Annotated in this window: 21 protein-coding genes and 1 pseudogene; 16 read left to right on the top strand and 6 right to left on the bottom strand. The window is 73.1% G+C overall.

Annotated features, from left to right (window positions below; genetic code table 11):
• Window positions 1-212, bottom strand: a pseudogene (locus tag K336_RS19355) (hypothetical protein); the annotation flags it as partial.
• A 504-nt stretch (window positions 213-716) separates the two neighbouring features.
• Window positions 717-2,615, bottom strand: a complete 1,899-nt coding sequence (gene asnB / locus K336_RS0108190) for an asparagine synthase (glutamine-hydrolyzing) (RefSeq protein WP_155945037.1) — start codon at window positions 2,613-2,615, stop codon at window positions 717-719.
• A 530-nt stretch (window positions 2,616-3,145) separates the two neighbouring features.
• Here asnB and K336_RS0108185 point away from each other — a divergent pair.
• The 11 genes from K336_RS0108185 to K336_RS19745 all read left to right on the top strand — a co-directional run bounded on the left by K336_RS0108185 (window position 3,146) and on the right by K336_RS19745 (window position 15,243).
• Window positions 3,146-4,390, top strand: a complete 1,245-nt coding sequence (locus K336_RS0108185; protein WP_081660702.1) for a glutamyl-tRNA reductase — start codon at window positions 3,146-3,148, stop codon at window positions 4,388-4,390.
• Window positions 4,387-5,298, top strand: a complete 912-nt coding sequence (gene hemC / locus K336_RS0108180; protein ID WP_028706754.1) for a hydroxymethylbilane synthase — start codon at window positions 4,387-4,389, stop codon at window positions 5,296-5,298. Before K336_RS0108185 ends, hemC begins: the two co-directional genes overlap by 4 nt.
• Window positions 5,295-7,196 (top strand): uroporphyrinogen decarboxylase, encoded by a 1,902-nt coding sequence (hemE, locus tag K336_RS17745; protein WP_081660701.1) that lies wholly within the window; start codon window positions 5,295-5,297, stop codon window positions 7,194-7,196. Before hemC ends, hemE begins: the two co-directional genes overlap by 4 nt.
• A 2-nt stretch (window positions 7,197-7,198) precedes the next feature.
• Complete coding sequence (locus K336_RS0108170) at window positions 7,199-8,344, top strand: TIGR04053 family radical SAM/SPASM domain-containing protein (RefSeq protein ID WP_028706753.1); 1,146 nt, start codon at window positions 7,199-7,201, stop codon at window positions 8,342-8,344.
• On the top strand, window positions 8,341-9,849 hold the full coding sequence (hemG, locus tag K336_RS15410; protein ID WP_081660700.1) for a protoporphyrinogen oxidase: 1,509 nt from the start codon (window positions 8,341-8,343) through the stop codon (window positions 9,847-9,849). The genes K336_RS0108170 and hemG overlap by 4 nt, the downstream gene beginning before the upstream one ends.
• 1 nt (window position 9,850) lies before the next feature.
• Window positions 9,851-10,885: a ferrochelatase gene (locus K336_RS15405; RefSeq protein WP_021796191.1), complete on the top strand. Its 1,035-nt coding sequence runs from the start codon at window positions 9,851-9,853 to the stop codon at window positions 10,883-10,885.
• Entirely contained in the window at window positions 10,882-11,868 is a 987-nt protein-coding gene (hemB, locus tag K336_RS0108155; protein WP_021796188.1) for a porphobilinogen synthase, read from the top strand. Before K336_RS15405 ends, hemB begins: the two co-directional genes overlap by 4 nt.
• Before the next feature lie 67 nt (window positions 11,869-11,935).
• Window positions 11,936-13,234, top strand: a complete 1,299-nt coding sequence (hemL, locus tag K336_RS0108150; protein ID WP_021796192.1) for a glutamate-1-semialdehyde 2,1-aminomutase — start codon at window positions 11,936-11,938, stop codon at window positions 13,232-13,234.
• Between the two features lie 163 nt (window positions 13,235-13,397).
• The gene (locus tag K336_RS19350) at window positions 13,398-13,550 is read left to right on the top strand and encodes a PIN domain-containing protein (protein ID WP_021796186.1); all 153 of its coding nucleotides are present in this window, start codon (window positions 13,398-13,400) and stop codon (window positions 13,548-13,550) included.
• 413 nt (window positions 13,551-13,963) lie between these two features.
• A complete protein-coding gene (locus K336_RS0108135) occupies window positions 13,964-15,076 on the top strand; it encodes a helix-turn-helix domain-containing protein (protein WP_028706752.1) in 1,113 nt (370 codons plus the stop codon).
• The gene (locus tag K336_RS19745) at window positions 15,073-15,243 is read left to right on the top strand and encodes a hypothetical protein (protein WP_226906050.1); all 171 of its coding nucleotides are present in this window, start codon (window positions 15,073-15,075) and stop codon (window positions 15,241-15,243) included. Before K336_RS0108135 ends, K336_RS19745 begins: the two co-directional genes overlap by 4 nt.
• 799 nt (window positions 15,244-16,042) lie before the next feature.
• Here the strand turns inward: K336_RS19745 and K336_RS15390 are convergent.
• A complete protein-coding gene (locus K336_RS15390) occupies window positions 16,043-17,296 on the bottom strand; it encodes a polysaccharide pyruvyl transferase family protein (protein ID WP_211223471.1) in 1,254 nt (417 codons plus the stop codon).
• A 435-nt stretch (window positions 17,297-17,731) separates the two neighbouring features.
• Entirely contained in the window at window positions 17,732-18,691 is a 960-nt protein-coding gene (locus tag K336_RS0108115) for a hypothetical protein (RefSeq protein WP_028706751.1), read from the bottom strand.
• A 372-nt stretch (window positions 18,692-19,063) separates the two neighbouring features.
• Between K336_RS0108115 and K336_RS0108110 the strand changes: the two genes are divergently transcribed.
• Window positions 19,064-20,416, top strand: coding sequence for a replication-associated recombination protein A (locus K336_RS0108110; RefSeq protein ID WP_028706750.1), 1,353 nt, complete (start codon window positions 19,064-19,066; stop codon window positions 20,414-20,416).
• A 196-nt stretch (window positions 20,417-20,612) separates the two neighbouring features.
• On the opposite strand, the gene K336_RS0108105 is transcribed toward K336_RS0108110, so the two are convergent.
• Window positions 20,613-21,866, bottom strand: coding sequence for a PEP/pyruvate-binding domain-containing protein (locus tag K336_RS0108105; RefSeq protein ID WP_028706749.1), 1,254 nt, complete (start codon window positions 21,864-21,866; stop codon window positions 20,613-20,615).
• Between the two features lie 169 nt (window positions 21,867-22,035).
• Between K336_RS0108105 and K336_RS0108100 the strand changes: the two genes are divergently transcribed.
• Genes K336_RS0108100 through K336_RS0108085 form a run of 4 tightly spaced genes read left to right on the top strand, consistent with a single transcriptional unit; the run spans window position 22,036 to window position 25,790 of the window.
• On the top strand, window positions 22,036-23,550 hold the full coding sequence (locus tag K336_RS0108100; protein WP_021798290.1) for a methylmalonyl-CoA carboxytransferase subunit 5S: 1,515 nt from the start codon (window positions 22,036-22,038) through the stop codon (window positions 23,548-23,550).
• Window positions 23,551-23,565: 15 nt separating this feature from the next.
• The gene (locus tag K336_RS0108095; protein ID WP_021798291.1) at window positions 23,566-25,137 is read left to right on the top strand and encodes an acyl-CoA carboxylase subunit beta; all 1,572 of its coding nucleotides are present in this window, start codon (window positions 23,566-23,568) and stop codon (window positions 25,135-25,137) included.
• 16 nt (window positions 25,138-25,153) lie between these two features.
• Window positions 25,154-25,399 (top strand): hypothetical protein, encoded by a 246-nt coding sequence (locus K336_RS0108090; protein ID WP_021798286.1) that lies wholly within the window; start codon window positions 25,154-25,156, stop codon window positions 25,397-25,399.
• A gap of 16 nt (window positions 25,400-25,415) precedes the next feature.
• Window positions 25,416-25,790 carry a biotin/lipoyl-containing protein gene (locus K336_RS0108085; protein WP_021798285.1) on the top strand — a complete coding sequence of 125 codons (375 nt, stop codon included), beginning with the start codon at window positions 25,416-25,418 and terminating at the stop codon, window positions 25,788-25,790.
• Between the two features lie 266 nt (window positions 25,791-26,056).
• Here K336_RS0108085 and K336_RS0108080 read toward each other — a convergent pair whose 3' ends face one another.
• The gene (locus K336_RS0108080) at window positions 26,057-26,812 is read right to left on the bottom strand and encodes an SDR family oxidoreductase (RefSeq protein WP_021798288.1); all 756 of its coding nucleotides are present in this window, start codon (window positions 26,810-26,812) and stop codon (window positions 26,057-26,059) included.

Genomic DNA, 26,812 nt, shown 5'->3' with positions numbered 1-26,812 from the left:
AGTTCAGCGAGGAGCTCCTGTTCAAGATTGTGACGCAGACTGGCCAGAACGAGCCGGACGCTCTGGTGGGGGCCGAGCCGCCGTGAACCGGCCGACGGCAGATCACCGCCGGTTGCCGCGTGGATTCTCCGGCACAGGTCGTGCATCTGGGTTCGGGTCAGTCGTGTGATAGCATGGGGCCTGCGGCCTGTTCCTTGATAGTTTCTTGTCACGCATTAATTATCTCGGGGCAGGCCGCCCTTCGTCTTCTGCGACACGCCTCCACGAAACCATCGACAACAGCTTAGATCATCCCTATGAATAAGCTTCATTGACGACTCCGTTCCGACGGTTCCCGGGTGGTTGCGGAATCGACGCTATTTCGGGCATCCGCTGTTGTGAACGGATCGTTCTGCTGCCGGTTCTCCGGTTCGGGGAAAAAGATCGCACGAATGCCCCGTGGGCTCCCGCGGCGCCCGGCCCCCGCCGGCCCGCTCGTCCGGTTCGCGTCCGGGGCGCGCGTCGTCCCGTCCCCGTCATTGGTTCGCACCTCACTTTTTGGTTTGCACCCGGGTTATGTCCGAGGTGCGAGCACAAAAGTGAGGTGGGAACGGTGGGCCGGGGCGTGGGACGGGTGAGGGGTGCGGGATGGCCGGGCGTGGGACGGCCGGGGGCGAACGGTGGGTCGGAGCGCGGGACGGCCGGGGCCGTGGCGCGAGGGCGTCGACCGCGCGGGCTCAGAGGCGCACCGGGTACTGCGGCCGGGGCACCTCGGGGGTCACCGTGCCGGCGACGAAGATGTCGTACCAGAGCATGAAGCAGACGATCGTCCACACGCGGCGGGAGTGGTCGGCGACGCCGGCGCGGTGCTCGTCCAGCAGCCTCATGGCCGCCTTCGGGTCGATGAACTCGTCGGTGGGGGAGCTCTCGATGATGTCGCGCGCCCAGGCGTAGGAGTCCCCCCTGAGGTAGACGCGGGTCGGCACCGGGAAGCCGAGCTTGCGGCGGTGCAGCACGTGCTCGGGGACGATCCGCTCCAGTGCCTTGCGCATGGCGTACTTCGTCGTGCCGCCGGCGAGCTTCTCGCTCATCGGGATGCGGCGGGCGATCTCGAAGACCTCCTTGTCGAGGAACGGCACGCGCAGCTCCAGCGAGTTGGCCATCGTCATCCTGTCGGCCTTGACGAGGATGTCGCCGCGCAGCCAGCTGAACAGGTCGACGTGCTGCATCCGCTGCACCGGGTCCCAGGAGCGGGAGGCCTCGTAGAGCGGGTCGGTGACGTCGTGGAAGCTGATCGACGGGTCGTAGGTGCGCAGCAGACCCGGAAGCTGCTCCTCGCGGAAGATGCGGGCGTTGCCGTAGTAGCGGTCCTCGAGCCGCAGGGCGCCACGGCGCAGCATGTCCTTGCCCCGCATGCCGTTCGGCAGCGCCCGGCTGACCGCCCCCAGCCCGCGGCGCAGCGCCATCGGAAGATGCTCGAAGCCGGCCAGCGAGACGGGCTCATGATAGATCGTGTAGCCGCCGAAGAACTCGTCCGCGCCCTCGCCCGACAGGACGACCTTGACGTGCTTGCGGGCCTCGTTGGCGACGAAGTACAGCGGCACGAGGGCCGGGTCGGCGACCGGGTCGTCGAGGTACCAGATGATGAGGGGCAGCGTCCGGGTGAGCTCCTCCTCGGTGACCCAGCGGGTGATGTGCTCCACCCCGATGGCCCTCGCCGACTCGTCGGCGACGTCGTTCTCGGAGTAGCCCTCGGCCCGGAAGGCCGCGGTGAAGGTGAGCAGATCGGGGTTGTAGCGCTTGGCCAGGGCGGCGATCGCCGTCGAGTCGATGCCGCCGGACAGGAACGAGCCGACGGTCACGTCGGCGCGCATGTGCTTGGCGACCGAGTCGTCGAGGACGGCGGCGATCCGGTCGTAGAGGGCCTCCTGGGACTCGGGGCCGGTGACCGGCCGGGAGTCGAAGACCGGGTGGAAGTAGCGGGTCTGCTCCAGGCGGCCGTCCTCGACGGTGAACGAGCAGCCGGACTCGATCCTCGTGAGCCCGGCGTCCATCGACTCGGGTTCGGGGACGTACTGGAGGACGAGGTAGTGCTGGAGCGCGCGGGCGCTCACCCGTGCCGCGCCGGTGAGCTCGCGCAGGCTCTTGGCCTCGGAGCTGAACGCCACGCCGTCCGGCGTCGCGGTGGTGTAGAGCGGCTTGATGCCGAACCAGTCGCGGGCGCCGAAGGCCCGCTGCTCGCGGGCGTCCCAGATGACGAAGGCGAACATGCCGCGCAGCCTCTGCACCCAGTCGGCCCCGTGGTAGTGGTAGCCGGCGACGATGGCCTCGCCGTCGCCCTCGGTGTGGAAGACGGCGCCGTCGGAGGAGGCCAGCTCGGCGCGCAGCTCGAGGTAGTTGTAGATCTCGCCGTTGAAGACCATCCAGTAGCGGTCGGGGTCCTCGGGCGGGCCCCAGCGCAGCGGCTGGCCGGAGTTCTCGATGTCGATGATCGACAGGCGGTTGAAGCCCAGCGCCGCGCGGTCGTCGTGCCAGATCTCGGTGTCGTCGGGGCCGCGGTGCCGCTGGAGGGCCATCCCCGCCCGCACCTGGTCGACGCGCTCGGTGCGCAGGGCGTCGGTGGAGATGAACGTCATGAAACCGCACACGGGATGATGCCTTCCTGCAGATGGCGCGACGACGGGGAGGAGGCCGCTCCTCCCAGTATGGCCGATGCCGGCGTCCGGCGCCGTCCAGGGTGCGCACGCACGATCCGCGCCCGCGGGACGATCGCCCGCGGCGGAAGACCTGTCCGCAGCGCTTTCCGTGCCGGGGGCGGACTGGCGGTCGTCCCCCGGCCCACAGGTCATCATCGGGGCCGGGCGGCCGAAGCATGTTCTCCTCGTGGTCGCCGATCCCGCTCCCGCGGCGGGAAGGGTACCGATGATGAAGGATTTCTCGGTGTCACGTCGCTGATCCCGCGCCCGCGGCGGGAAGGCGCCGCCGAGGGCGGCTCCGACGCCCCGCGGAACGGTCTGACGCCCCGCGGGATGGATCGTCCGGTACGGGCGGGGCACAGACCCGCGGCACAGGCGGTGGGCGTTCCCGCCCGTGCCCCGCGGATGCGACGGGCTGTCGTCATTTTCGGGACTCACGTTCTCGTTCCGGCAGGGCCTACTATGCCCGCGTGCGCATCCAAGTCATCGGTGTGGATCACCGGACCGCCCCGCTGGCGGCGCTGGCCACCCTGTCCGACGGCGAGGGGCTGTCCCGCGTCCTCATGGCCCGGCAGGCCGATGTCGCCGGGGCCGTCCTGCTGTCCACGTGCAACCGCTTCGAGCTGATCTGCGACACGGACGACTCCCTCGGGCCCGAGCGACTGCGCGAGCGCGTCTGCGAGCTGCTCCGCGAGCTCGCGCCGGACGTCGACGAGCGCGCCCTGTCCGGTCTGCGCGCGGACGTCGGCGACGCCGCCGTCCAGCACGTCTTCGAGGTGGCCGCCGGGATGCGCGCCGCGGTCATCGGTGACAAGCAGGTCGCCGGCCAGCTGCGCCGGGCCTATGAGCTGGCCTCCGAGCGCGGCCAGTGCACCGGCCGCCTCCACCGCCTCTGCCACGACGCGCTGACCAGCTCGCGCGCCGTCGCCAGCCGCACCTCGCTCGGCGCCGCCGGCCGCTCCGTCGCCGGCGTCGGCCTCGACATGACGGGCCTGCCGGGCGGCCTGCGCGGCCGGCGGGTGCTCCTGGTGGGCACCGGCGCCTTCGCCCGCGTCGTCCTCGCCGAGCTCGGCACGCGCCGCGCCGGCCGGATCAGCTGCTGGTCGGCCTCGGGCCGGGCCGAGCGGTTCGCCGCCCACCACGACGTCGTCCCGCTCGACGACGACGGGCTCGCCGGGGCCGTCGCCGAGGCCGAGCTGGTCGTCACGTGCAGCGGCAACGGCGCCGTGCTCGGCGCCGGGCCACTGCTCGCCGGACGCCCCGAGCTGGCCGCGCCCGGCGCGTTCCCCGTCCTCGACCTGTCCCTCGGCGGTGATCTCACCGAGGAGGCCAGGGCCCTGCCCGGCGTCCGCGTCATCGGTCTGGAGGAGGTGCGCGACCGGGCCGACGAGACCCAGCGCGAGGTCATCGAGCAGGCCCAGCAGGTCGTCGACGAGGGCGTCGCGCGGCACCTGGCCAAGGAGCGCTCCCGCGGCGCCGATCCGGCCATCGCCGCCATGCGCGCCGAGGTGGGCGTCCTCGTCGACCGCGAGATCGCCCGGGTGCGGGCCCGCGAGTCCGAGGAGGTCTGCGCCGCCGTCGAGCGCTCGCTGCGCCATCTCGCCGGCGTCATGCTCCACACGCCCACCGTCCGCGGCAACCAGCTCGCCGAGGAGGGGCGCGGCGAGGAGTTCTTCGCGGCGCTCACCCTGCTGGGGATCGAGGTCGACCGGTGACCGGCACCGGCGGGCCGCTGCGCCTCGGCACGCGCGGCTCCGAGCTGGCCGTCTCGCAGACCCTCACGGTCGCCGGGCGGATCGAGGAGCTCACCGGTGCGGAGACCGAGCTCGTCCGCGTGCGCACCGAGGGGGACGATCTGTCGATCCCGCTGTCGGCCCCGCCGCGTCCGGGGGCCTTCGCCGCCCGCCTGCGCGACGTGCTGGCGGACGGCGGGGTCGACGTCGCCGTCCACTCCTTCAAGGATCTTCCCTTCGCGCCGGTCCCGGGCCTGCGGGTCGTCGCCGTGCCCGAGCGCGCCGCCGCCCAGGACGCCCTCGTGAGTCGCGACGGCTCCGGGCTCGCCGCCCTGCCGCCCGGCGCACGGGTCGGCACCTCGAGCCCGCGCCGGGCCAGCGCCCTGCTGCGCGCCCGCCCCGACCTGCGGATCGTCCCGATCCGAGGCAACGTCGGCACCCGCGTGCGCATGGTGCGCACCGGCGAGGTGGACGCCGCGGTGCTGGCGGCCGCCGGTCTGGAGCGCATCGGCCGCGGCGACGAGATCGCCGAGCTCGTCGATCCGCGGATCATCGTCCCCGCGCCGGCGCAGGGGGCCCTGGCCGTCGAGATGCGCGCCGACCACCCGATGGCCGAGGCGGTGGGCCTCGTCGACGACCCCGGCGCCCGCCTGCGCGTGGCCGCCGAGCGGCAGGTGCTCACCGGCGTCCGCGCCACCTGCACCACCGCCGTCGGCGCGTATTGCGAGCTCGAGGGCCCCGGGCTGCGCCTCGTCGCCGATCTCACGGACCACCTGGGCGTCGACCACGCCCACGTCGAGATCGACGCGGAACTCGGCGAGGACGCCCTCTCCGCCGCCCGTGCCGCCGGCGCCCGGGCGGCCGCCGAACTCCTGGAGGTCGCCCGATGAGTCAGCCGGACCGCAGGCCCGTCCTGCTCATCCGCCCCGACGGCAACGAGCGGGACGCCCGGGCGCTCGACGACCACGGCATCGCCAGCGCCACCGACCCCTATCTCGTGACGCGCCCCTGCGACGATCCGATGCCGGCCCACCGGTTCGTCGGCCTGCTCGCCGCGGCCGGCCCCCAGACCGCCCTCATCATCACCTCGCCCCGCACCTGGGGGCATCTCGAGTCCGTGGCCGGGAGGGGGCCCCTCGAGCGGGCGCTGTCGTCGGCCCTCGACCAGCGGATACGGGTCCTCGTCACGGGGCGCGGCACCCGGGGGGCCCTGCCCGGGCCGCTGGCGGAGCGGGCCGAGACCGCGCCGAACGCGGAGGCCCTCGTCGAACTGCTCAACGGCACCGTCCTGCCCCGGCTGCGCGCCCTGCCGGTGCCCGCCGTCGACCCGGTGGCCCTCCTGCCCGGCAGCGCGATCGCCCGCGCCGAGCTGCCCGAGGGCCTGCGCGCCGGGGGCTGGCGCGTCCTCCGGCTGCCCGTCTACACCACCGTCGCGCGCCCCGAGCCGCCGGCCAGCGTCGGGCCCCTGGCCCGCGGCGCCTACTCCGCCGTCCTGCTGCGCTCCTCGAGCGCGGCCCGGGCCCTGGCCGGGTTCGCCGGGCCGGACGGCGTGCCCGCCGGCACCCTCGTCCTCGGCGCCGGCCCCACGACGAGCGCCACCGCCCGCGCGCTGGGCCTCGACGTCGTCGAGTGCACGGCCACCGACCCGACGGCCCTGGCCGTCGAGGTGGCCGCCGCCCTCGGCGCGCCCGGCCCGAGCGGCGGGGCCGCTGATGAACTCGGCCCCGAGCATCCGAGCCGGCGGGCCGACATCGCCGGGAGCGCCTTCCTGCGCGCCGCCCGCGGCGAGCGCCCCGAGCGCACGCCCGTGTGGTTCATGCGCCAGGCCGGCCGCTCACTGCCCGAGTACCGCGCCGCCCGCGAGGGCACGACGATGCTCGAGAGCTGCCTGACCCCGGCTCTCGCCGCCGAGCTGACCCTTCAGCCCGTGCGCCGCTACGGGGTGGACGCCGCGATCCTCTACTCCGACATCATGGCCCCGCTCGGGCTGGCCGGGGTCGGCGTCGACATCGTCCCCGGCGTCGGGCCGGTGCTCGACCGGCCGGTGCGCACCGAGGCCGACGTGGACGCCCTGCCCGCCCTGACCGACGAGGCCCTCGAGCCCATCCGCGAGGCGGTGCGCCTCGCCGTCGCCGAGCTGGGCGCCACCCCGCTCATCGGTTTCGCCGGCGCCCCGTACACGGTGGCCTCCTATCTCGTCGAGGGCGGCCCCTCCCGCGGGCACGAGCGCACGAGGGCCCTCATGCACGAGCGGCCCGAGGTCTTCGCCCGGCTGCTCGACCGGGTCGCCGAGCTCGACATCGCCTTCCTGCGCGCCCAGGTGCTCGCCGGTGCGAGCGCCGTGCAGCTCTTCGACTCCTGGGTCGGGGAGCTCGCCGAGGACGACTACCTCGCCCACGTCCAGCCCGCCTCCGGCAGGGTGCTGCGCGCGATCGGCCGTCTCGGCGTCCCCCGCATCCACTTCGGCACGGGCACGGCGGCGCTGCTGCGCGCCATGCGCGACGCCGGCGCCGACGTCATGGGGGTGGCCCGCGATCTCACGCTCTCCCGGGCCGACGAGCTCCTCGGCGGGGCCACCCCGCTGCAGGGCAACCTCGACCCGGCCCTGCTGTCGGGGCCCCTCGCCGACCTCGACGCCGCCCTGGCGCGGATCCTCGAGGAGGGGCGCCGGGCGCCCGCCCACATCGTCAACCTGGCGCACGGCGTCCCCAAGGACGCCGACCCGCAGGTGCTCGCCCGCATCGTCGACGCCGTGCACGCCGGCCCCCACAGGAAGGAGGGGCACTGACCATGCCTCGACCCGCAGGAATAGGTTCCGTCAAGCCCGTCGACTGGGCCTACGACCGCGCGCCCATGATCATCTACTGGGAGCTCACGACGGCCTGCGCCCTGGCCTGCCGCCACTGCCGCGCCAGCGCCCAGCTCGAGCCGCCGCCCGGCGAGCTCACCCACGACGAGGCGCTGCGCATCCTCGACCAGGTGGCCGACTTCGGCAGCCCCATGCCGCACGTCATCATGACCGGCGGCGACCCGATGCGCCGCTTCGACCTGGACGGGCTCATCGCCGGCGCCCGCGACCGCGGCATCGGCGTCTCGCTGTCCCCGGCCGTCACCCCGCTGCTCACGAGGGAGCGCATCGCCGACATGGCGGCCCTCGGCGTCCAGGCCATGTCGCTGTCGCTGGACGGCTCGACGGCGGCCCACCACGACGGTGTCCGCCAGGTGCCGGGCACCTTCGACGCCACCCTGCGGGCCCTCGCCGACGCCAACGAGGTCGGCATGCCCATGCAGATCAACACGCTCGTCACCGACACCACCGTCGCCGACCTCGACGACACCTACGAGCTGCTCAAGGGCTACGAGCTGTTCCAGTGGAGCCTGTTCTTCCTCATCTCGGTGGGCCGCGGCGCCCAGCTGCGCGAGATGAGCCCCGGCGACGCCGAGCGCACCCTCATCAAGTGGAACAGGCGCCGCCCCGACGCGCCCTTCCGCATCAAGACGACCGAGGCCATGCAGTACCGGCGCATCGCCGCCCAGCAGATGCTGCGCGCCGGCCGGACCGAGCAGGAGATCCTCGACTCGCCGGCCTCGCGGGGCTTCGGCATCCGCGACGGCAACGGCATCATGTTCATCTCCCATCTCGGCGAGGTCATGCCGTCGGGCTTCCTGCCGATGAGCGTCGGCTCCGTGCGCGAGCACTCGATCGTCGAGCTGTACCGCGACACCGAGCTCATGCGGGCCCTGCGCCGCCCCGACGGCTTCAAGGGCGACTGCGGCCTCTGCGAGTTCAACAAGTGGTGCGGCGGCTCGCGCTCGCGGGCCTACGCCTGGACGGGCGATCCCCTCGAGTCCGACCCGCTGTGCCCCTACAAGCCGGCCGAGGCGAGGGCGGGTGTCCACGCGGGACGCCCGGCCGTGAGCGGGGTCGGGGCGTGAGCGGGGCGGACGACGACGGCTGCGCCGGGCCGCGCCTCGTCGTGATCGGCGGCGGTATCACCGGCCTGTCCGCCGCCTGGCAGGGCGCCGCGCGCGGTGCGCGGGTCACCGTGCTGGAGGCCTCCGGGCGCTTCGGCGGCAAGATCGTCACCGAGCGCCGCGACGGCTTCGTCATCGAGGGCGGCCCCGACTCGTACGTCGCTTACCGGCCGGCGCTGGCCCGGCTGCTCGACGAGCTCGGCATCGCCGACGAGGTCATCGCCCCCGGCGGCGGCCGCCGGGCGGCGCTGCTGGCGCGCGGGGCGCTGCGCCCGATGCCCGCCGGCATGGGCATGGTGCTGCCCACCAGGCTGTGGCCCTTCGTCACGACCCGGGTGCTCGGCTGGCCCGACAAGCTGCGCGCCGGCCTCGACCTGGTCATCCCGCGCCGGCTCCGGGACGGGAGGGACGTCTCCATCGGCGCCTTCCTGCGCTCCCGGCTGGGCGACGGCATCGTCGACCGCTACGCCGAGGTCATGGTCGGCGGCATCTACGGCGCCCGGGTCGACGAGCTGAGCCTCGACGCGGTGCTCCCGTCGCTGCGCCGCAACGAGCGGGAGCACCGCTCCCTCATGGTCGCCTCCCTTGCGCAGGGCCGGGCGGCGCGGCGCGGGCGCGCGACTGCCCGCGGCGCCGTCGGCTCGCCCTTCCGCACCCTGCGCGCCGGCCTGGGCCGCGTCGTCGAGGCGCTCGTCGAGGGACTCGGCGCCCGCGGCGTCGAGCTGCGCACCGGCGCCGCCGCGGTCCGGCTCACCGACGCCGGCGTCGAGCTGGCCGACGGCTCCCTCGTGCCCGCCGACGCGGTCGTCCTCGCCGGCGGGGCCGCCTGCTCGGCCCTCCTGCTCGCCGGGCCGGCGCCCGACGCGGCCGCCGTCCTCGACGCGATCCCGCTGGCCTCGACCACCGTCGTCTCGCTCGGCTTCCGCGTCGACGACTTCGACCGGCCCCCCGACTCGCAGGGCTGGCTCGAGGTGGACCCCGGCCCCGTCTCCGGGGTGACGACCAGCTCCGTGAAGTTCGCCGGCCGCGCCCCCGACGGGCAGGCGCTCGTGCGGGTGTTCATCCCCGACAAGCGCGGCCCGCTCACCGGCGCGCCCGACGACGAGCTGCTGCCGGCGGTGCTCGACCACGTGCGCCCGCTGCTCGGCGTGCACGGGGAGCCCACCGTGACGCGCATCGACCGCTGGCACGCGGTGATGCCGAAGTACACGGTCGGCCACCTCGACCGCGTCGCCGCCGTCGACGGCTGGCTCGCGGCGCACCGCCCGACGTGGGCCGTCGCCGGCTCGGCGCTCCACGGGGTGGGCCTGCCCGAGTGCGTCGCCGACGGCCGCGCCCGAGCCGACGCCGTGCTCGACGCGGCGGCCGGCCGCGCGCGGGGCGAGGGGCCCTCCGGCGCGCCCGAGGCCGGGACGGTCCCGGCCGATGGATCCGGGGCAGCCGTCCCGGCAGCGAAGGGAGCATGAGATGACCACCCACTACGACGCCCTGCTCGTCCTGGGCTTCGGCGGCCCGGCCTCGGCCGAGCAGGTCGGGCCCTTCCTCAGGCACATCACCGGCGGGCGCATCACGCCTCAGCGGATGGCCAGGGTGAGCGCGCACTACGCCCACTTCGGGGGCGTCAGCCCGCTCAACGGGCAGAACCAGAGGCTCGCCGACGAGCTGGGCGCGCGCCTGCGCGCCCGGGGCGTCGACGTGCCGGTCGCCGTGGCGCACGCCCATGTGGCGCCCTTCCCCGACGAGGTGCTCGCCGACCTGGCGGCCCGCGGGCACCGGCGCGTCCTCGCGCTCGTGCCGGCCGTCTACTCGTCGTACGTGGGCTGCCGCTCCTACCGCGAGGCCCTCGCCGCGGCGATCCCCTCCGGCCCGGACGGCGCCCCCCTCCTCGAGGTCGCGAAGATCAACCCGTTCCACGACATGCCGGCCTTCGCCGACGCGCAGGCGGGGCTGCTGGAGCCCGTCGTGCGGGCGCACCCGGACGCGACGGTGCTGTTCACCACGCACTCGCTGCCCACGGGGCTCGCCGAGAGCTCGGGCGTGGGCGGCGGCGCCTACCTCGCCCAGCACCGGGACGTCATCGACCGCATCCTCGCCCGGCTCGCCGACGGCGGGCTGCGGCCCGACTGGCGGCTCTGCTACACCTCGCAGGGCGGCGCCCCCGGCGACTCCTGGCTGACGCCGGACGTCAACGACGTCATCGACGCCCTCGCCGGCGAGGGCGTCGGCGGGGTCGTCGTCGTGTCGATCGGCTTCCTGTCGGACCACATGGAGGTCATCTGGGACCTCGACAACGAGGCCGCCCAGACCGCCCGGGGCCACGGCATGGACTTCCGGCGGGTGCCGACCGTCGGCACGGAGCCGGTCTTCCTCGACGGCCTGACCGAGCTCGTCGCCCGGGGACTTGCCGAAGAGGACCGCAGGGGCGACGATGACTGCGGCGGTGACGACTGCTGCCCCAACCCCGGCGGCGCAGCGCCCGCCGTGAAGGGGGTCACTCCGTGAGCGGGAGCCAGTACCGCATCGTCCAGCGTCCGCGCAGGCTGCGCCGCACCGCGGCCATCCGGGAGCTCGTGGCCGAGACGCGTCTGCACCCGGCCGACCTCATCGAGCCGATGTTCGTCGTCGAGGGCCTCGACGCCCCCCGCGAGATCGGCTCGATGCCCGGCGTGCGCCAGCACACGAGGGCCTCGCTCCAGCGGGCCGTCCACGAGGCGGCCGATGCGGGCGTGGGGGCCGTCATGCTCTTCGGCACCCCGGCCGAGCGCGACCCGATGGGCTCGCAGGCCTGGAACCCCGACGGGGTTCTGGCCAACGCGGTGCGCTGGGCGCTCGAGGCCGAGCCGCAGTTGCCGGTCATCGCCGACGTCTGCCTCGACGAGTTCACCGACCACGGTCACTGCGGGGTGCTCGACGCCGACGGCGAGGTCGACAACGACGCGACGCTGCCGCTCTACGCGAGGATGTCGGTGACGCTGGCCGAGGCGGGCGCCACGATGCTCGGCCCGTCGGGCATGATGGACGGCCAGATCGGCGTGATCCGCGAGGCCCTCGACGGGGCCGGGTTCACCGGGACGGCGCTCATGGCCTACTCGGCCAAGTACGCGTCGGGCTTCTTCGGGCCGTTCCGCGAGGCTGTCGACTGCCGGCTGACCGGCGACCGGCGCGCCTACCAGCAGGACCCGGCCAACGCGGTCGAGGGCCTGCGCGAGATCGAGCTCGACCTGGCCCAGGGCGCCGACATCGTCATGGTGAAGCCGGCCCTGCCCTACCTCGACGTGCTGGCGAAGGCGGTGCGCATCGCGAACGTGCCGGTGGCCGCCTACGTCGTCTCCGGCGAGTACGCGATGATCGAGCTGGCCGCCCGGGCCGGCGCGATCGACCGGGAGCGCTGCATCATGGAGGCCCTCACCGGCGTCAAGCGCGCCGGGGCGTCGATGATCGTCACCTACTGGGCCACCGAGGCGGCCCGTCGGCTGGCGCGGTAGAACCGAACCGTCGGAATCCGATCACGAACCGCCGCCGGCGCGCGGCGGAGGAACCCGAGGAGCCCTGATGACCCGCAGCGAGGAACTGTTCGCGCAAGCCTGCACGGTGATGCCCGGGGGCGTCTCGAGCCCGGTGCGGGCCTTCGGCCGGGTGGGCGGTGCGCCCGTGTTCGCCGCGAGCGGCCGCGGCAGCCGCATCACCGACGTGGACGGGCGGCAGTACCTCGACCTGGTCAACAGCTGGGGGCCGCTCATCGCCGGCTACTCGCACCCGGCGATCGTGGCGGCGGTGCAGGCCGAGGTGGCCCGGGCGACGAGCTTCGGGGCCCCCTGCGAGGTCGAGCTGCGGCTGGCGCAGAAGGTCGTCGAGCGGATGGCCGGGGCGATCGGGAGGATCCGGTTCACCTGCTCGGGCACCGAGGCCGTCATGACGGCGGCCCGCATCGCCCGCGGCGCGACGGGGCGCCCGCTGCTCGTGAAGTTCGTGGGCTGCTACCACGGGCACGCCGACTCCTTCCTCGTGGCGGCCGGCTCGGGCGTGGCGAGCCTGGGCCTGCCCGACTCGCCCGGCGTGCCGTCCGAGATCGCCGCCGACACGCTCACCGTGCCCTACGGCCGCCTCGACCTGGTCGAGCGGGTCTTCGCCGAGCGCGGCGACGAGATCGCGGCGGTCGTCACCGAGTCGGTGCCTGCGAACATGGGTGTCATCGTGCCGCCGGAGGGCTTCAACAAGGGCCTGTACGAGATCGCGCACCGCCACGGGGCGCTCATGATCCAGGACGAGGTGCTCGCCGGCTTCCGGGTGAGCCCGACGGGCGGCTGGGGCCTCCAGGGCCGGCTCGAGGGCTGGACGCCCGATCTGTTCACCTTCGGCAAGGTGATCGGCGGCGGCATGCCGCTGGCGGCGGTCGGCGGACGCGCCGAGCTGATGGACCGGCTGGCGCCGGTCGGCCCGATCTACCAGGCCGGGACGCTCTCGGGCAATCCGGCGGCCTGCGCGGCGGGCCTGGCCACCCTCGAGCTCATGGACGACGCCGCCTACCAGAAGCTGTACGACATCGCCGACCGGGTGTCGGGCATCGTCTCGGCCGCCCTGGCGCGCGAGGGCGTCGCCCACCGGCTCAACAAGGTGACGAGCCTGTTCAGCTTCTTCCTCACCGACGAGCCGGTGGTCGACTTCGCCTCGGCCTCCCGGCAGGACCACGAGGCCTTCGCCCGGTTCTTCCACGCGGCGCTCGACGAGGGCGTCTGGCTCCCCCCGAGCGGCTTCGAGGCGTGGTTCTGCTCGACCGCCATCACCGACGACGACCTGGAGCACCTGGAGCGGGCCATGGCGGTGGCGGCGCGGGCGGCGGCGCAGGCCTGAGGGGCCAGAAGGCGCCGGGATCGTGACCAGTCGACGGCTCAGATCGTCGATGCCGTGCGGGAGAGCCGCCGGTGATCGTCGTTGACGCGTCCGCCGTGCCGGGACAGCTTGTCGGAGGGGATCCTGCCCCGGTCTCTGGCGGGAGCTCGAGGGGGAGCTCGCGGTGCCCCATCTTCTCGACATCGAGGTGCTGTCCGCCCTGCGCGGCCTGGTCCGTGGCGGGGCCCTGGGCCTCGACCGCGCCGGGGAGGCTCGCCGTGCCTGTGCCGATCTCACGATCACGCGCTACGGGCGGCGCCCGCTGCTGACCGCATAGGGGCCCTGCGCGCCCAGTGCACCAGCTGTGGCGCGGCATATCTGGCTCTGGCTGAAGGCCTCGGCGTCCCGCTTGTCACCTGTGACGGCGAGTTGGACGCCGGTGGGCACCGTGCTGAGGCGGGGGTCTACTCGCGAGGGGCCTGAGAGCGGGTCTTCGCGGCCGGACGGGCGCCCTCGACCGCGGACAGCCAGCCGATGAGCTCTTCGACGCCCTGGCGCACAGGGAGCAGGTCCTCGCCGGGTCCCGCGTCGTACCAGTTGCGCAGGGCCGCCGCGGCCCGCCCCGGTCCGCAGCCCCCGTTGTTCGGTCGGGCGGAACAGCTGGGCCAACCGGACGGGTGAGCGGGATGGAGCGACGGAGGCATCCGGGAGGGGTTTCATCCGCGGCCCAGATGTGTCAAAACCGCACACATGGAGCATGCCGACGTGGGACGGCGCATCCTCGAGGCGAGGATGACGAAGGGTCTGAACCAGACGCAGCTGGCCCAGGCGCTGGGCATCGACCGCACGGCCCTGGTGCGCATCGAGAAGGGGGAGCGGCGCGTCACCGCGCTGGAGCTCCTCGACATCGCGGGGGAGCTCGGGCGCCGTGTCGAGTGGTTCCTGACTCCACGGGCGTCCGCCATCGTGCGGCACCGCGGCACCGACCCCGAGGATCTCGCGGCGGTGCGTCCCATCGACGTCGAACTCGAGACGCTGTCCGGCGACGTGGCGCTGCTGGAGGAGCTCGGCCGTCTTCAGCTGGACGACCGGCCGACGGTGCTCGCGCGTCCCGGGACGTCCGCCGAGGCGGAGGAGCTGGGGCTGAGGATCCGTGCTCTCGCGGGGGTCGAGGACGGTCCTGTCAGTGACCTGGTCGGGGTCGGGCAGCGGCTCGGCCTGTCGGCCTTCTCCCTCGATCTCGGGCGGGTCGATGCGGATGCAGCGTCGATGGTGCAGGGCGGGCACGGCATCGCCCTCATCAACGGCTCGTCCGCGGTCGGGGTCGGGCGGCGCAGGCTGGCGCTCGCGCACGAGCTGGCCCATTTCATGGTCGACGACCAGTACCAGACGGACTTCCGGGTCGACGCGCGGGCCGAGGCCGACAGGCACGAGAACCGCATGGACAGGGCCGCCCGTGCGGTGCTTCTTCCCGAAGAGGCTCTTCGCAGCGCCTGGGAGGAGGCGCGGGGGTTCGGGCTCCGGGGCGCCGCGGTGCGGACCGGGAGTCGGTTCCGCGTCGACATGACGACTCTGGCCGGGCGTCTCGGGGAGCTCGGGCTCGTGGACGGCGCGGAGTCCGATGCCGTCCGTGAGGTACGGACGCGCAGGGCGGACATCGTCGAGCTGAACCTCCACGTTCCCCACGATCTGGAGGGGACCAGCCTGCCTCCGGCCTTCACGAGGGCGGTGATCGGCGCCTACGACGCCGAGGACATCACCATCGAGCGTGCGCTCGGGCTCATGAGGGGCCTCTTCGACGCCGACGACTTCGCCCCCAGGCGCGAGCTCGACCCGGATGCCCTGTGGGGCGTCGTGTCGTGACATGGGTCGTCGACACCGGCCCGCTCAGCCATTTCGCGAAGGCCGGATGGCTCGGGGTGCTGAAGATGCTGGCGCCCGAGCATCGGATCATGATCCCCGACGTGGTCGATGCAGAACTCGGGAGAGGGGCGGCGCAGCAGCCCGGTCTGAGCAGCAGCCCGGTCTGACGCATGTGCATGCCCAGGACCGGATCGAGGTCAGGGCGGTCGAGTCGGATGCCGAGCTCATCGCCTTCGGTGAATGTCACGGATCGCTCGTGGGCGACAATGGCCGGGACGTGGGGGAGTGCGGGGTGCTCGCCCCTGCCGAGGCTCATCACCGGACTGCTGTCATCGATGACCAGGAGGCCTGCAAGGCTGCCAGGAGAACTGGATCGGTGAAGGTCCGTCGCACCCTGGGGTGCTGTGCGATGCGGTCCGTCAGGGTCTGCTGACGAGGGAGACGGTCTCGGCCGTGGCCGATGATCTTGTGCGGAGCAAGTACCGGGTCCCCTTCGAGCCGGGTGCCTTCATCCGGTGGGCGGAGGAGAAGGGGCTGCTCTGATTCCCGTAGCGGCGAGGCCTGCCCGCGACATCGACGGATGGGGGCATGACGAGGAGGAACGCTTCCGAGTGGGCCCCTGCGGACAGGCCTCGGTGAGTCGTCGTCCAGTTTGCTTCGGTTCTGGCCCTCTCCTGTTCGCGTGTTCGTGCCCCGCCATGGATTTCAGGTTGTTGCACTCGGCGTTTCCGTTCCCATGCATTGCAGTGCACGGTGCGCTTTCCGATCCGCGTGTCGGTCCGATCCGCCACGCGCGGAACGCCGGCAGGGCCGTCGGCACCGCGATGCACGCGACGTCGATGGCGTGCCGGGGCGCGGTCGTGCGGGCCGGCCGGCAGGCCCCGGCGTCCGGCTCCTCGTCGCGCGCCCCGGCCCTCCGGAGCGGCTGCAGGGCGATGACGACGGCGACGGTCGGCGGATGGGCGGTCACGACGCCTCCGGACGGGGCGCCCGCAGGGGCGCGAGGCACGAACGCAGGTACTGACCGGCGCGCAGACGCTCGTCGCCGAGCCTGCGGCGGTCGAAGAGGAGGGGGCCGAAGCGCAGGGGGAGGACGTCCGTCTGCTTCGCGGAGCGGATGAGCCTGCTGCGCGTCCCCAGCAGGCCGAGGACGGAGGCGAGGCAGCCGCCGTACTGCGGGGGCGGCGCGGCGATGAACTGCGTGGCGAAGACGTGCGAGAGAGCGACACCGTGGAAGGAGTCGGTGACGACGAGGGAGGCGTCCCTGATGAGGGCGAGGAAGTCCTCGACGGTGGGCAGGACGATCCGGCGGGCGAGGGGCATGCGGGCCGTCGGCCAGTGGCCGATCCGCACGACGGGCAGGCCGGTGCGGGCGGCCAGCCGTGAGACCGCCTGGGTCAGCAGCGGGTTGCGGTTGAGCTGGTGGACCAGCAGGTACTCGTGGTCCAGCACGGCGTCCGAGGCGAGACCCCGCCAGTAGGCCGGCGGGATCGCCAGGGTCGGGTCCACGTGCTGCTGGACGTCGAGGCCGAGGCCGGCGAGGTAGTCCCGGGCCGAGGGCTCCCTGACCGAGAGCGCGTCGAAGGCCGACAGGGCGCGGACGGCGCGCTCCTCCTCGAGGGCCGGCAGCGTCGGCGTCCCGGGGGAGGACGCGAAGGAGAAGCGGTGGACGCCGGGCGGCAGGAAGGAGAGGTAGAACGGTCGGTTGTCCAGGTTGCGGGCGATGTTCCAGACCTGGTCGGAGCCCACGCAGAAGGAGTCGTACTGGTCCGCGGTGCCGCGGAGGCTCTCGTAGGAGTCGTAGTGCCTCCGGGTGAGGTTGATCCGCCGCGCGAGGAAGTCCTGGAAGACCAGTGCCCGTCTGCGGGCCTCGCGTTCGTGCACGAGTCCGTACGCCCGTCGCATGAGCGGTCCCCGGCCGTGACGGCTCCCGGCGAGGCGGTGGAGGGCGCCGTCACCGGCGTTCTCGCGGCGGAAGTCGAGCACCGCGCAGCGCGCCCCCGCGCTCTCGAGGAGCACCTGGGTCGCCAGCGTCTGGAGGACCGATCCGTAGTCCCGGACGGCGTGCAGGGTCAGCAGGGCGACGCTCGGTGACCCGGGACCGGCGGGTCGGCCGACGCTCGGTGACCCGGGACCGGCGGGTCGGCCGACGGCGCTGGGGAAGGAGGGGGAGCCGAAGGGCCCTGCCTGCTGCTCCGGGGTGCGGATGTGATCGGACATGGTCTTCTTCTCGCCGGGCCGCTCCACCGCTTCGCGATGGCACGGCGACCGACCCCGCAGGGGTGCGGGAGGGGTTCTTCCAATGCCGTGATCATACGCCCCTGAAACCCGCTTTGACTAGGGTCGTCCGTGCCTGGGTGGGGCCTTTCAGGGCGCTGTGACGGGGCTGTGCCGGGGCCCGTCGCAGGGCGTCTTGCTGAGTCCCCGCCGTGCGTCGTCCCCGCCGTGCGTCGGCGGACCCGGCGCCGGGCCCGCCCGGTTCGCCGCGGCCCCGACCCGGTCACGGGCCCGCCACCCGACCGCTCAGCCGGCCCGCCCGGGTCAGTGAGCCCGGGGCCGCCCGGCGCGGTGTCCGCGGGTCGTCGACGGCCGCATCGCGCGAGCCGCCGGCGCGGGGCTCCCGGCGCGGGGTCCCCGGCCCGCACCGACCGGGGCTCAGCGCGCGCCCGCGACCCTGTTGACCAGCTGCCCGGCCGCGTCGCGCAGGAACTTCGCCGGTCTGCGGTGGTGCAGGTTGAGCTCCCTGCCCGCCCGGGCGACGAATTCGCCGCGCGGGGCCCGCCAGAACCAGGAGCCCCCGTCGCTGACGACGCCGAACAGCCGCTGGAAGCCGAAGTCCTTCTCGGCCGGCAGGTGCCACAGGCTCAGCCGGTCCTCGCGGCCGGTGACGGTGCGCACGCGCGAGGTCGTCCAGATCCGCTGGCACCAGGGCGCCAGATCGGTGGTGGGCAGGCCGCGCAGGGCGTAGCTCAGGAGGTGCTCCTCGGTGACGAAGTGCGGCAGTCCCGCCGCGTGCCGCTCCAGCGCGAGGCGCCAGGCCCGTTCGGCCCGTTCGCGCAGGGGCCCGACGAGGTCCCGGCGCACCAGGTAGACCTCGCCTCCGTAGTAGGTCCACGGCTCCTCCGGCTCTCCCAGCAGGCGGTGCAGCTCATCGCTCTGGGCGATGGTGAGGCCGTTCATCGCCTCGTCGGGGCGCAGCTCCAGCCCGAGCGCCCCGAGGCGTCCGGCGGCGCCCTCGTCCAGACCGGTCAGGGCGTCGACGCACAGCACGTCGGGGTCGATGAACAGGACGTCGTGCCGGGCGGCGAGCTGCAGGGCGTCGAGCAGGTACAGGCAGCCGGAGAAGGTGTTCATGAAGCCCTCCGGCGCCCGGTGTCCGAAGGGGACGTCCTCGGTGCGGACGCCGCAGCGCTCGAACACGGGCCGCACCTCGGCCGGCACGTCGGCCCCGGTGACGAGCGTGAGCCGCAGGTCGGGGTTCCACCGGCGCACGGAGGAGAAGGCCACGGCCATCGCGTGGAAGTAGGTGAGCAGCTGCGTCTCCCGTGCTCGGGTGTTCGGATTCTGGCCGGGGTCCGAGACGGCGAAGACGACGGCGATCTCTTCAAGTCCCATGAGGGGCTCCTGGACTGGGATGAGGGGACTGTCCTGGTGCGGGCAGCGCGTACACCCGCCAGGGGTCACAGTAGCCCTCGAAGAGTCATCGAAACCGCGGTGACAAGTGATTCCTTCCGAATCCCGGGGGTGTTCCGGGGGCGCGGACGCGCAGCACCCCGGCCCGGCCCTCGGGCCGGCCATCGGGGGCCGAGCCGCTGCCGCGGGTGGCCGCGGCCCCGGTTCCCCGGATGCGAGGACGGTCTTCGCTCGGGGCCGGTTCCAGCCCACCGCCTCCTCCGGGCTCCCCCCGGATGCAGGACGGATCTCGGCGGGCCCGATCGCTCGTCCTCGTCCCGCCGGAGTGCCGGGGCTCCGCCGTAGCCTGGAAGCATGAGCACCGAGGACGCCCCCGCACTCTTCGACGCCCCGGCGACGGGCGATGGCCGCCCCGTCCCGGACCGTCCCTTGGCCGACCGGCTGCGTCCGCGCGCCCTGGAGGAGGTGGTCGGGCAGGGCCACCTGCTTGCCCCCGACGCCCCGCTGGGGCGGATGGTGGAGGCCGGTCGGCTGTCCTCGATCATCCTGTGGGGCCCTCCCGGCTGCGGCAAGACGACGATCGCCCGGCTGCTCGCCGCGCGCGTCGGACTCGACGTCGAGCAGGTCTCGGCGACTTTCTCCGGGGTGGCCGATCTGCGGAGGATTTTTGCCGCGGCTGGGAGACGTCGCCGGGGCGGCCGGGGCACGCTTCTGTTCGTCGACGAGGTGCACCGTTTCAACCGCGCCCAGCAGGACTGCCTGCTGCCCTACGTCGAGGACGGCACGGTCGTGCTTGTGGGCGCGACCACCGAGAACCCCAGCTTCGAGCTCAACGGTGCGCTCCTGTCGCGCTGCCAGGTCCTCGTCCTGCACCGCCTCGACGGCGTCGGCCTGGCCGAGCTCCTCGAGCGCGCGCAGCGACTCACCGGCAGGCGGTTGCCGCTCACCGAGAGCGCTCGCGCCTCGCTGATCGCCATGGCCGACGGCGACGGACGCCACCTGCTGGGCATGGTCGAGCAACTCCTCGAGGCGCCGTCGTCCGCACCGCTCGACGAGACGGGTCTCGCCGCCGTTGTCGCCACTCGCGTCCCCTCCTACGACAAGTCCGGCGAGGAGCACTACAACCTCGTCTCCGCGCTCCACAAGTCGATGCGGGGCTCCGACCCGGATGCCGCCCTGTACTGGCTGGCCCGGATGCTGGCCGGCGGCGAGGACCCGCTCTACGTCGCCCGCCGTCTCGTGCGCTTCGCCAGCGAGGACGTGGGTCTCGCCGACCCCGGCGCGCTCCAAGCGGCGTTGGGCGCCTGGACGGCCTACGAGCGGCTCGGTTCCCCGGAGGGCGAGCTCGCCATCGCCCAGGCGGTCGTTCACCTGGCCACCGCGCCCAAGTCGATCAGCATCCACCGGGGCTTCGCCCGGGCGCGGGCCGCGGCGCGGCGAACGGGTTCCCTCCGTCCGCCGGCCCATGTCCTCAACGCGCCCACCGAGCTCATGAAGGACCTCGGTTACGGGGCCGGTTACCAGTACGACCCGGACACCGCCGACGGATTCTCGGGCGCCGACCACATGCCCGAGGGCTACCCGCCCCCGGACGAGCGCGAGCGCTTCTACGAACCGACCGGCAACGGCGTCGAGCGCCTGGTCCGCGAGCGCCTCGACCACTGGGATCGACTGCGCCGCCGCAGGCGGGGCGACACCGGCTGCTGAGCCCCGAGTCCCGGTGCGCCGCCGGGCGGTCCCGGTGCGCACCGAAGCGGCGCCGACGAGGCCGTCCCGTTATCTTGCTGGTGGCCCCGTTGGGAGGGGCCGTGCGGGCGACGGCTTCCTTCCTCCGCCGGTGCGCACTCAGGGCAACGGATCGGATGCCCGGGTCCGCGCCGGAGTGCCGTCGGCGGACCGCCCCTCAGCGGTGCCGCCGCCGCTTGGCGAGGAGGACCGCGATGACGAGGAGGACGCCGATGATGAGGGGGACGGCGGTCCTCCGCCGACGGGCCGGCTCCGGATCGTCCCGGGCGGGCCTCCCGCCCTCCGCGCTCGTCGAACCGCGGGCCTCGGTCGCACCGGACCCGTCCCCGGGCTCCCCGGAGGGGGGCTCCTCGGCGGCCCCGCCGATCGTTCGCCCGTCGGCCCTCTCCCCGACGGTCCCGGCCTCGACGGCGGTGGCGGGGGAGGGCTCCTCCGGCCCGGCCGGTTCGCCCCCGGCGGTCTCCTCCGACGGGGCTCCCGCGGCGGTCACCTCCGCCTCGACGATCCCGTCCTCGGCCGGTCCGGCCCCGCGGGGCTCCCGCGGCTCCGCCCCGGTCCCCTCCGGTTCCGTTCCCGCGGGCCTCTCCGGCCCGGCCGGTTCCGCGTCGTCGTCCGGCGCCGTCGAGCCCCCGGCGGCGGCGGTCCCCGCCGGCCTCTCCCGGGCGGCGGTCTCGGCGGCCTCGGCCTCCTCGACGATCACCTCGGCGGCCTCGGCGGGTTCCGCCTCGTCGGCGATGATCTCGGCGCTCTCGACGACCCTGGCCTCGTCCTCGATCCGCTCGGCCTCGGCGACGACCTCCTCGGCGGATTCCGCCTCGTGCGCCTCCTCGGAACCCGCCTCTTCGGCGTCCGGCTCCTCGACGGGCAGCTCCTCCTGGGCGGGCCGCTCGGCCCCGACCGGTTCGGCGGGGGCCTCGGCCCGCTGCACCAGGACGGCGAGCCCGTCCTGGGCGTCGGCGACGCCCTTCTCCTCGCGGCGGGCGACGGCCTCGGGCGCCCACAGCGAGGCCCACACCCTGCGGACCAGCTCCCAGGTCGCGTCGGCTCCCCGGACCGGGCCGAGCACCTCGCGGCTGACGCCCAGGTCGCGTCCGGCGGGGGAGGCCTGGACGCTCACCCAGGCGTCGCGGCCCAGCGCGGCGATGCTTCCGGCCAGGTCGTCCACGAGATCGGCGGGCAGCTCGGCGGCCCCGATGACCTCGGTCGCGATGGCGGCGGCCTCCTCCGGGGACGCGCCCTCGAGCCGCGCCGGGAGCTGCTCGCGCTCGGCGAGCTCGGCCAGGTCGTCGGCCGTGACGACGAAGCCCGGAGCCACCTCGACCCCGTTGCGCAGGCGCTCACCGAGGCGGGCCGCTGTTCTGCCGACCGAGTCGGTGTCGCTGGAACGGATGTAGGAGAGCTCGACGATCATGACCCCAGTACACCGCATCGCCCCGACCGGACGCGACCCCGTGCCAGGCGCGGCGTCGCCGGACGACCGGGCGCGACTCCTCTCGCCGGGGCGCCCGCTCCCGGCCGCCGCTCGGCGCAAGCGGGGCCCCGATGCTGCCGGAGCGATCGGGACGTGGAAGGATGAGCCCATGAGTCCGCGAGAAATTGAGGTTTCCGAGCCGCGCGAGATCGGTGTCACCGAGCTCGTGCTGCGCGATGCCCATCAGAGTCTGTTCGCCACCCGTATGGCCATGGAGGACATGGTCGATGCCTGCGCCGACATCGATGCGGCCGGCTACTGGTCCGTCGAGTGCTGGGGCGGCGCCACCTACGATTCCTGCATCCGCTTCCTCAACGAGGATCCGTGGGAGCGTCTGCGCACCTTCCGCACGCTGATGCCGAACACCCGCCTCCAGATGCTGCTGCGGGGCCAGAACCTGCTCGGGTACCGCCACTACAACGACGAGGTCGTCGACCGCTTCGTGGAGAAGTCGGCCGAGAACGGCATGGACGTCTTCCGCGTCTTCGACGCCATGAACGATCCGCGCAACATCGAGCACGCCATGGCCGCCGTCAAGAAGGCCGGCAAGCATGCGCAGGGCACCATCTGCTACACGATCAGCCCCGCCCACACCACCGAGGGCTACGTGAAGCTCGCCGGTCAGCTCCTCGACATGGGCGCCGACTCCATCGCCTTCAAGGACATGGCCGCGCTCCTCAAGCCCCAGCCCGCCTACGACATCGTCAAGGGCATCAAGGACACCTACGGCACGGACGTCCAGATCAACGTCCACTGCCACTCCACCACGGGCGTCACCCTGGTCTCGCTCATGAAGGCCATCGAGGCCGGCGCCGACGTCGTCGACGCCGCCATCAGCTCCATGTCCCTCGGCCCGGGCCACAACCCGACCGAGTCGGTCGTCGAGATGCTCGAGAACACCGGCTACACCAGCGGCCTCGACATGGACCGCCTCCTCAAGATCCGCGACCACTTCCGCGACATCCGCCCGAAGTACCGCAACTTCGAGTCGAAGACGCTCGTCGACACCAACATCTTCAGCTCGCAGATCCCCGGCGGCATGCTCTCCAACATGGAGTCCCAGCTGCGCGCCCAGGGCGCCGAGGACCGCATCGACGAGGTCATGGCCGAGGTCCCGAAGGTCAAGGAGGCCGCCGGCTACCCGCCGCTGGTCACCCCGTCCAGCCAGATCGTCGGCACCCAGGCCGTGTTCAACGTCCTCATGGGCCCCTACAAGCGCATGACCGGCGAGTTCGCCGACCTCATGCTCGGCTACTACGGCGCCAGCCCCGCCGAGCGCGACGCCGACATCGCCAAGCTCGCCGCGGAGCAGACGGGCAAGAAGCTGATCACCTGCCGCCCCGCAGATCTGCTCGAGCCCGAGTGGGACAAGCAGGTCGAGGAGGCCTCGAAGCTCCCAGGCTTCAACGGCACCGACGAGGACGTCCTCACCTACGCGCTGTTCCCGGGGGTCGCCCCGACCTTCTTCGAGCACCGCTCCGAGGGCCCCAAGAACGTCGGCCTGTCCGAGGCCCAGCTCAAGGCCGAGGCCGAGGGCACCACGTCGGCAGCAGTCTCCGGCCCCATCAGCTACAGCGTGACCGTCGGTGGCACCAGCCACGAGGTCACCGTCGAGCCCGCGTGAAGGTGATCGCCAACCATGGCTAACAACAACATCAAGCTGGCCGATACCATGGCCGGGCGTGTGGAGCAGCTCGCCGAGCAGCGCCGCACCATCGAGCTCGGCGGCGGCGAGTCCCGCTTGCAGAAGCAGCGCGAGCGCGGCAAGCAGACCGCTCGCGAGCGCATCGACAATCTGCTCGACTCCCATTCGTTCGACGAGGTCGGCGCCTTCCGCAAGCACCGCACCACGTTGTTCGGCATGGACAGGGCCGTCGTGCCCGCCGATGGCGTGGTCACCGGTCGCGGCACGATCTTCGGCCGTCCCGTCCACGTCGCCTCCCAGGACTTCACCGTCATGGGCGGCTCGGCCGGCGAGACCCAGTCGACCAAGGTCGTCGAGACGATGGAGCAGGCGCTGGTCACCGGCACGCCGTTCCTGTTCTTCTACGACTCGGGCGGCGCCCGGATCCAGGAGGGCATCGACTCGCTGTCCGGCTACGGCAAGATGTTCTTCGCGAACGTCAAGCTGTCCGGCGTCGTCCCGCAGATCGCCATCATCGCCGGCCCCTGCGCCGGCGGCGCCTCGTACTCACCGGCGCTGACCGACTTCATCATCATGACGAAGAAGGCCCACATGTTCATCACGGGCCCCGCCGTCATCAAGTCGGTCACCGGCGAGGAGGTCACGGCCGACCAGCTCGGCGGCGCCGACGCCCACATGACCACCAGTGGCAACATCCACTTCGTGGCCGAGGACGACGACGCGGCGGTCCTCATCGCCCGCAAGCTCCTGAGCTTCCTGCCGCAGAACAACACCGAGGAGGCCGAGTTCGTCAACCCGAACAACGACGTCTCCCCGTGCGAGGGGCTGCGCGACATCGTCCCGATCGAGGGCACGAAGGGCTACGACGTCCGGGACGTCATCGCCGAGATCGTCGACTGGGGCGACTACCTTGAGGTCAAGGCCGGCTGGGCGACGAACATCGTCACCGCCTTCGCCCGCGTCAACGGCCGCACGGTCGGCGTCGTGGCGAACCAGCCGAAGGTGATGTCGGGCTGCCTCGACATCGACGCCTCCGACAAGGCCGCCGAGTTCATCAACTTCTGCGACTCGTTCAACATCCCGCTGGTGCAGTTCGTGGACGTCCCCGGCTTCCTGCCCGGTGTCCAGCAGGAGTACGGCGGCATCATCCGCCACGGCGCGAAGATGCTGTACGCCTACTCCGAGGCCACCGTACCGAAGGTCACCGTCGTGCTCCGCAAGGCCTACGGCGGGTCCTACCTGGCCATGTGCAACCGCGACCTGGGCGCCGACGCCGTCTACGCCTGGCCCACCGCCGAGATCGCGGTGATGGGCGCCGACGGCGCCGCCAACGTGATCTTCCGCAAGGAGATCGCGTCCGCCGAGGATCCCGAGGCCATTCGCGCCGAGAAGATCGAGGAGTACCGCGATGCGTTCAACACGCCGTACGTGGCCGCAGCCCGAGGCCAGGTCGACGATGTGATCGATCCGGCCGACACCCGCCGCAAGATCGCCGCCGCGCTGGAGATGTACGCCACCAAGCGTCAGCCCCGTCCGGCCAAGAAGCATGGCAACATGCCCTGCTGATCGGAAGGAGTTGAACATGTCTGACAGTGAGAAGGACCTCGTGATCGCGACGCTCACCAAGCGTCTGTCCGCTCTCGAGGCCGAGGTGCGTTCGTTGAAGGCGGCCAGCCCGGGGGTCCCGGAGGACGTCTTGGTGGCCATCTCGGCTGCCGTGTCCGCCTATCTCGGCAACGACGGATCGGTCCAGGCCGTTCGTTTCGCCCCGAGCCCGAACTGGGTCCGCCAGGGCCGCAGGGCTCTTCAGAACCATTCCATTCGTTGATCCGGAAGAGACTGACATGAAGCTGAAGGTAACCGTCAACGGCGTCGCGTACGACGTCGATGTCGACGTCGACAAGACCCAGAACAATGCGATGGGCACGATCCTGTTCGGGGGCGGCGCCGGCGGCCCGGCCTCGGCCCCGGCCCCGGTCTCGGGAGGCGCCGCAGGCGCGGCCGGCGAGGGCGAGATCCCCGCGCCGCTGGCCGGCACCGTGTCCAAGATCCTCGTCGAGGAGGGCGACGCGGTGAAGGCCGGTCAGGTCGTCGCGACGCTCGAGGCCATGAAGATGGAGACCGAGATCCAGGCCCCCACCGATGGCACCGTCGAGAAGATCCTCGTCGAGGTCCGCCAGGCCGTCCAGGGCGGCCAGGGTCTCATCAAGATCGGCTGAGTCCGAGCCGCGGCGGAGGAGGGGCCCCGCACCGAACCGGTGCGGGGCCCCTCCGTTGTTCATGCCTCCCGCCCCCTCCTCGCCCCGGTCCGTACCGCGTCGTGGCGGGCTCCGAGGGGACTCCCCGCGCTCCGCGCCCCGCCGGGAGGTCGTCACGCCGGACGGGACGACCGTCGGCCGATCCTCGGGGATCCCGGGCCGTGGTGGGCGCTCGGCGCGTCGCAGGGGCACGACGCCGACGGACGCGGGGGACGGGCCGCGGGCGCTCAGCCCCGCTCGGACTGGTCCCTGTGGACCGTGAAGTTGTTCACCTGGGCCCGGGGGCGGATGATCATGCGGTCGATGTTCACATGCGGGGGGCGGGTGACCGCCCAGGCGATCGCGTCGGCGATGTCCTCGGCGAGCAGGGGCTCGGGCACGCCGGCGTAGACGTCGTCGGCGGCGGATCGGTCGCCGCGCAGGCGCACGAGCGAGAACTCCTCGGTGCGGACCATGCCCGGGCAGATCTCGAGGACGCGGACCGGGCGGCCGCCCAGTTCGAGGCGCAGCGCCCCGGCGATGTTGCGCTCGGCGGCCTTGGCCCCGCAGTAGCCGGCGCCGCCGGGGTAGGGGTACTCCGCGGCGGTCGAGGTGACGACCATGATCGTGCCCTCGGCCCGTTCCAGCGCGGGCAGGAGGCCCTGGATGACGCGCGCCGAACCGGTCACGTTGATGGCGTACATGCGCTCCCAGTCGGCCATGTCGGCGTCCTCGACGCGGTCGACGCCGAACGCGCCGCCGGCGTTGTTGACCAGCACGTCGAGACGGCCCCCGACCGCCTCGACGAGGCCCGCGACGGATTCCGGCGAGGTGACGTCGCACTCCACGGCGGTGCCGCCGATCTCCTGCGCCAAGGCGGTGAGGCGATCGAGGCGGCGCGCCGCGCAGAGGACGTGGAGGCCCTCGGCGGCGAGCCTGCGCGCCGTGGCGGCGCCGATACCGCTGGATGCTCCGGTGACGACTGCTGTCTTCGTGGTACTCAT

This window comes from Propionibacterium acidifaciens DSM 21887, assembly GCF_000426605.1.
Classification (GTDB): Bacteria; Actinomycetota; Actinomycetes; order Propionibacteriales; family Propionibacteriaceae; genus Propionibacterium; species Propionibacterium acidifaciens.
Note: the sequence above shows the minus strand (reverse complement) of the source record. Positions and strands in the feature narration are given on the sequence as shown.

Coding starts and splice junctions, on each gene's coding strand:
- asnB (WP_155945037.1), bottom strand. CDS start 2,615: ATGACGTTCATCTCCACCGACGCCCTGCGCACCGAGCGCGTCGACCAG.
- hemE (WP_081660701.1), top strand. CDS start 5,295: ATGAGTCAGCCGGACCGCAGGCCCGTCCTGCTCATCCGCCCCGACGGC.
- K336_RS0108170 (WP_028706753.1), top strand. CDS start 7,199: ATGCCTCGACCCGCAGGAATAGGTTCCGTCAAGCCCGTCGACTGGGCC.
- K336_RS15405 (WP_021796191.1), top strand. CDS start 9,851: ATGACCACCCACTACGACGCCCTGCTCGTCCTGGGCTTCGGCGGCCCG.
- hemL (WP_021796192.1), top strand. CDS start 11,936: ATGACCCGCAGCGAGGAACTGTTCGCGCAAGCCTGCACGGTGATGCCC.
- K336_RS0108135 (WP_028706752.1), top strand. CDS start 13,964: ATGGAGCATGCCGACGTGGGACGGCGCATCCTCGAGGCGAGGATGACG.
- K336_RS15390 (WP_211223471.1), bottom strand. CDS start 17,296: ATGTCCGATCACATCCGCACCCCGGAGCAGCAGGCAGGGCCCTTCGGC.
- K336_RS0108115 (WP_028706751.1), bottom strand. CDS start 18,691: ATGGGACTTGAAGAGATCGCCGTCGTCTTCGCCGTCTCGGACCCCGGC.
- K336_RS0108110 (WP_028706750.1), top strand. CDS start 19,064: ATGAGCACCGAGGACGCCCCCGCACTCTTCGACGCCCCGGCGACGGGC.
- K336_RS0108105 (WP_028706749.1), bottom strand. CDS start 21,866: ATGATCGTCGAGCTCTCCTACATCCGTTCCAGCGACACCGACTCGGTC.
- K336_RS0108100 (WP_021798290.1), top strand. CDS start 22,036: ATGAGTCCGCGAGAAATTGAGGTTTCCGAGCCGCGCGAGATCGGTGTC.
- K336_RS0108095 (WP_021798291.1), top strand. CDS start 23,566: ATGGCTAACAACAACATCAAGCTGGCCGATACCATGGCCGGGCGTGTG.
- K336_RS0108090 (WP_021798286.1), top strand. CDS start 25,154: ATGTCTGACAGTGAGAAGGACCTCGTGATCGCGACGCTCACCAAGCGT.
- K336_RS0108085 (WP_021798285.1), top strand. CDS start 25,416: ATGAAGCTGAAGGTAACCGTCAACGGCGTCGCGTACGACGTCGATGTC.
- K336_RS0108080 (WP_021798288.1), bottom strand. CDS start 26,812: ATGAGTACCACGAAGACAGCAGTCGTCACCGGAGCATCCAGCGGTATC.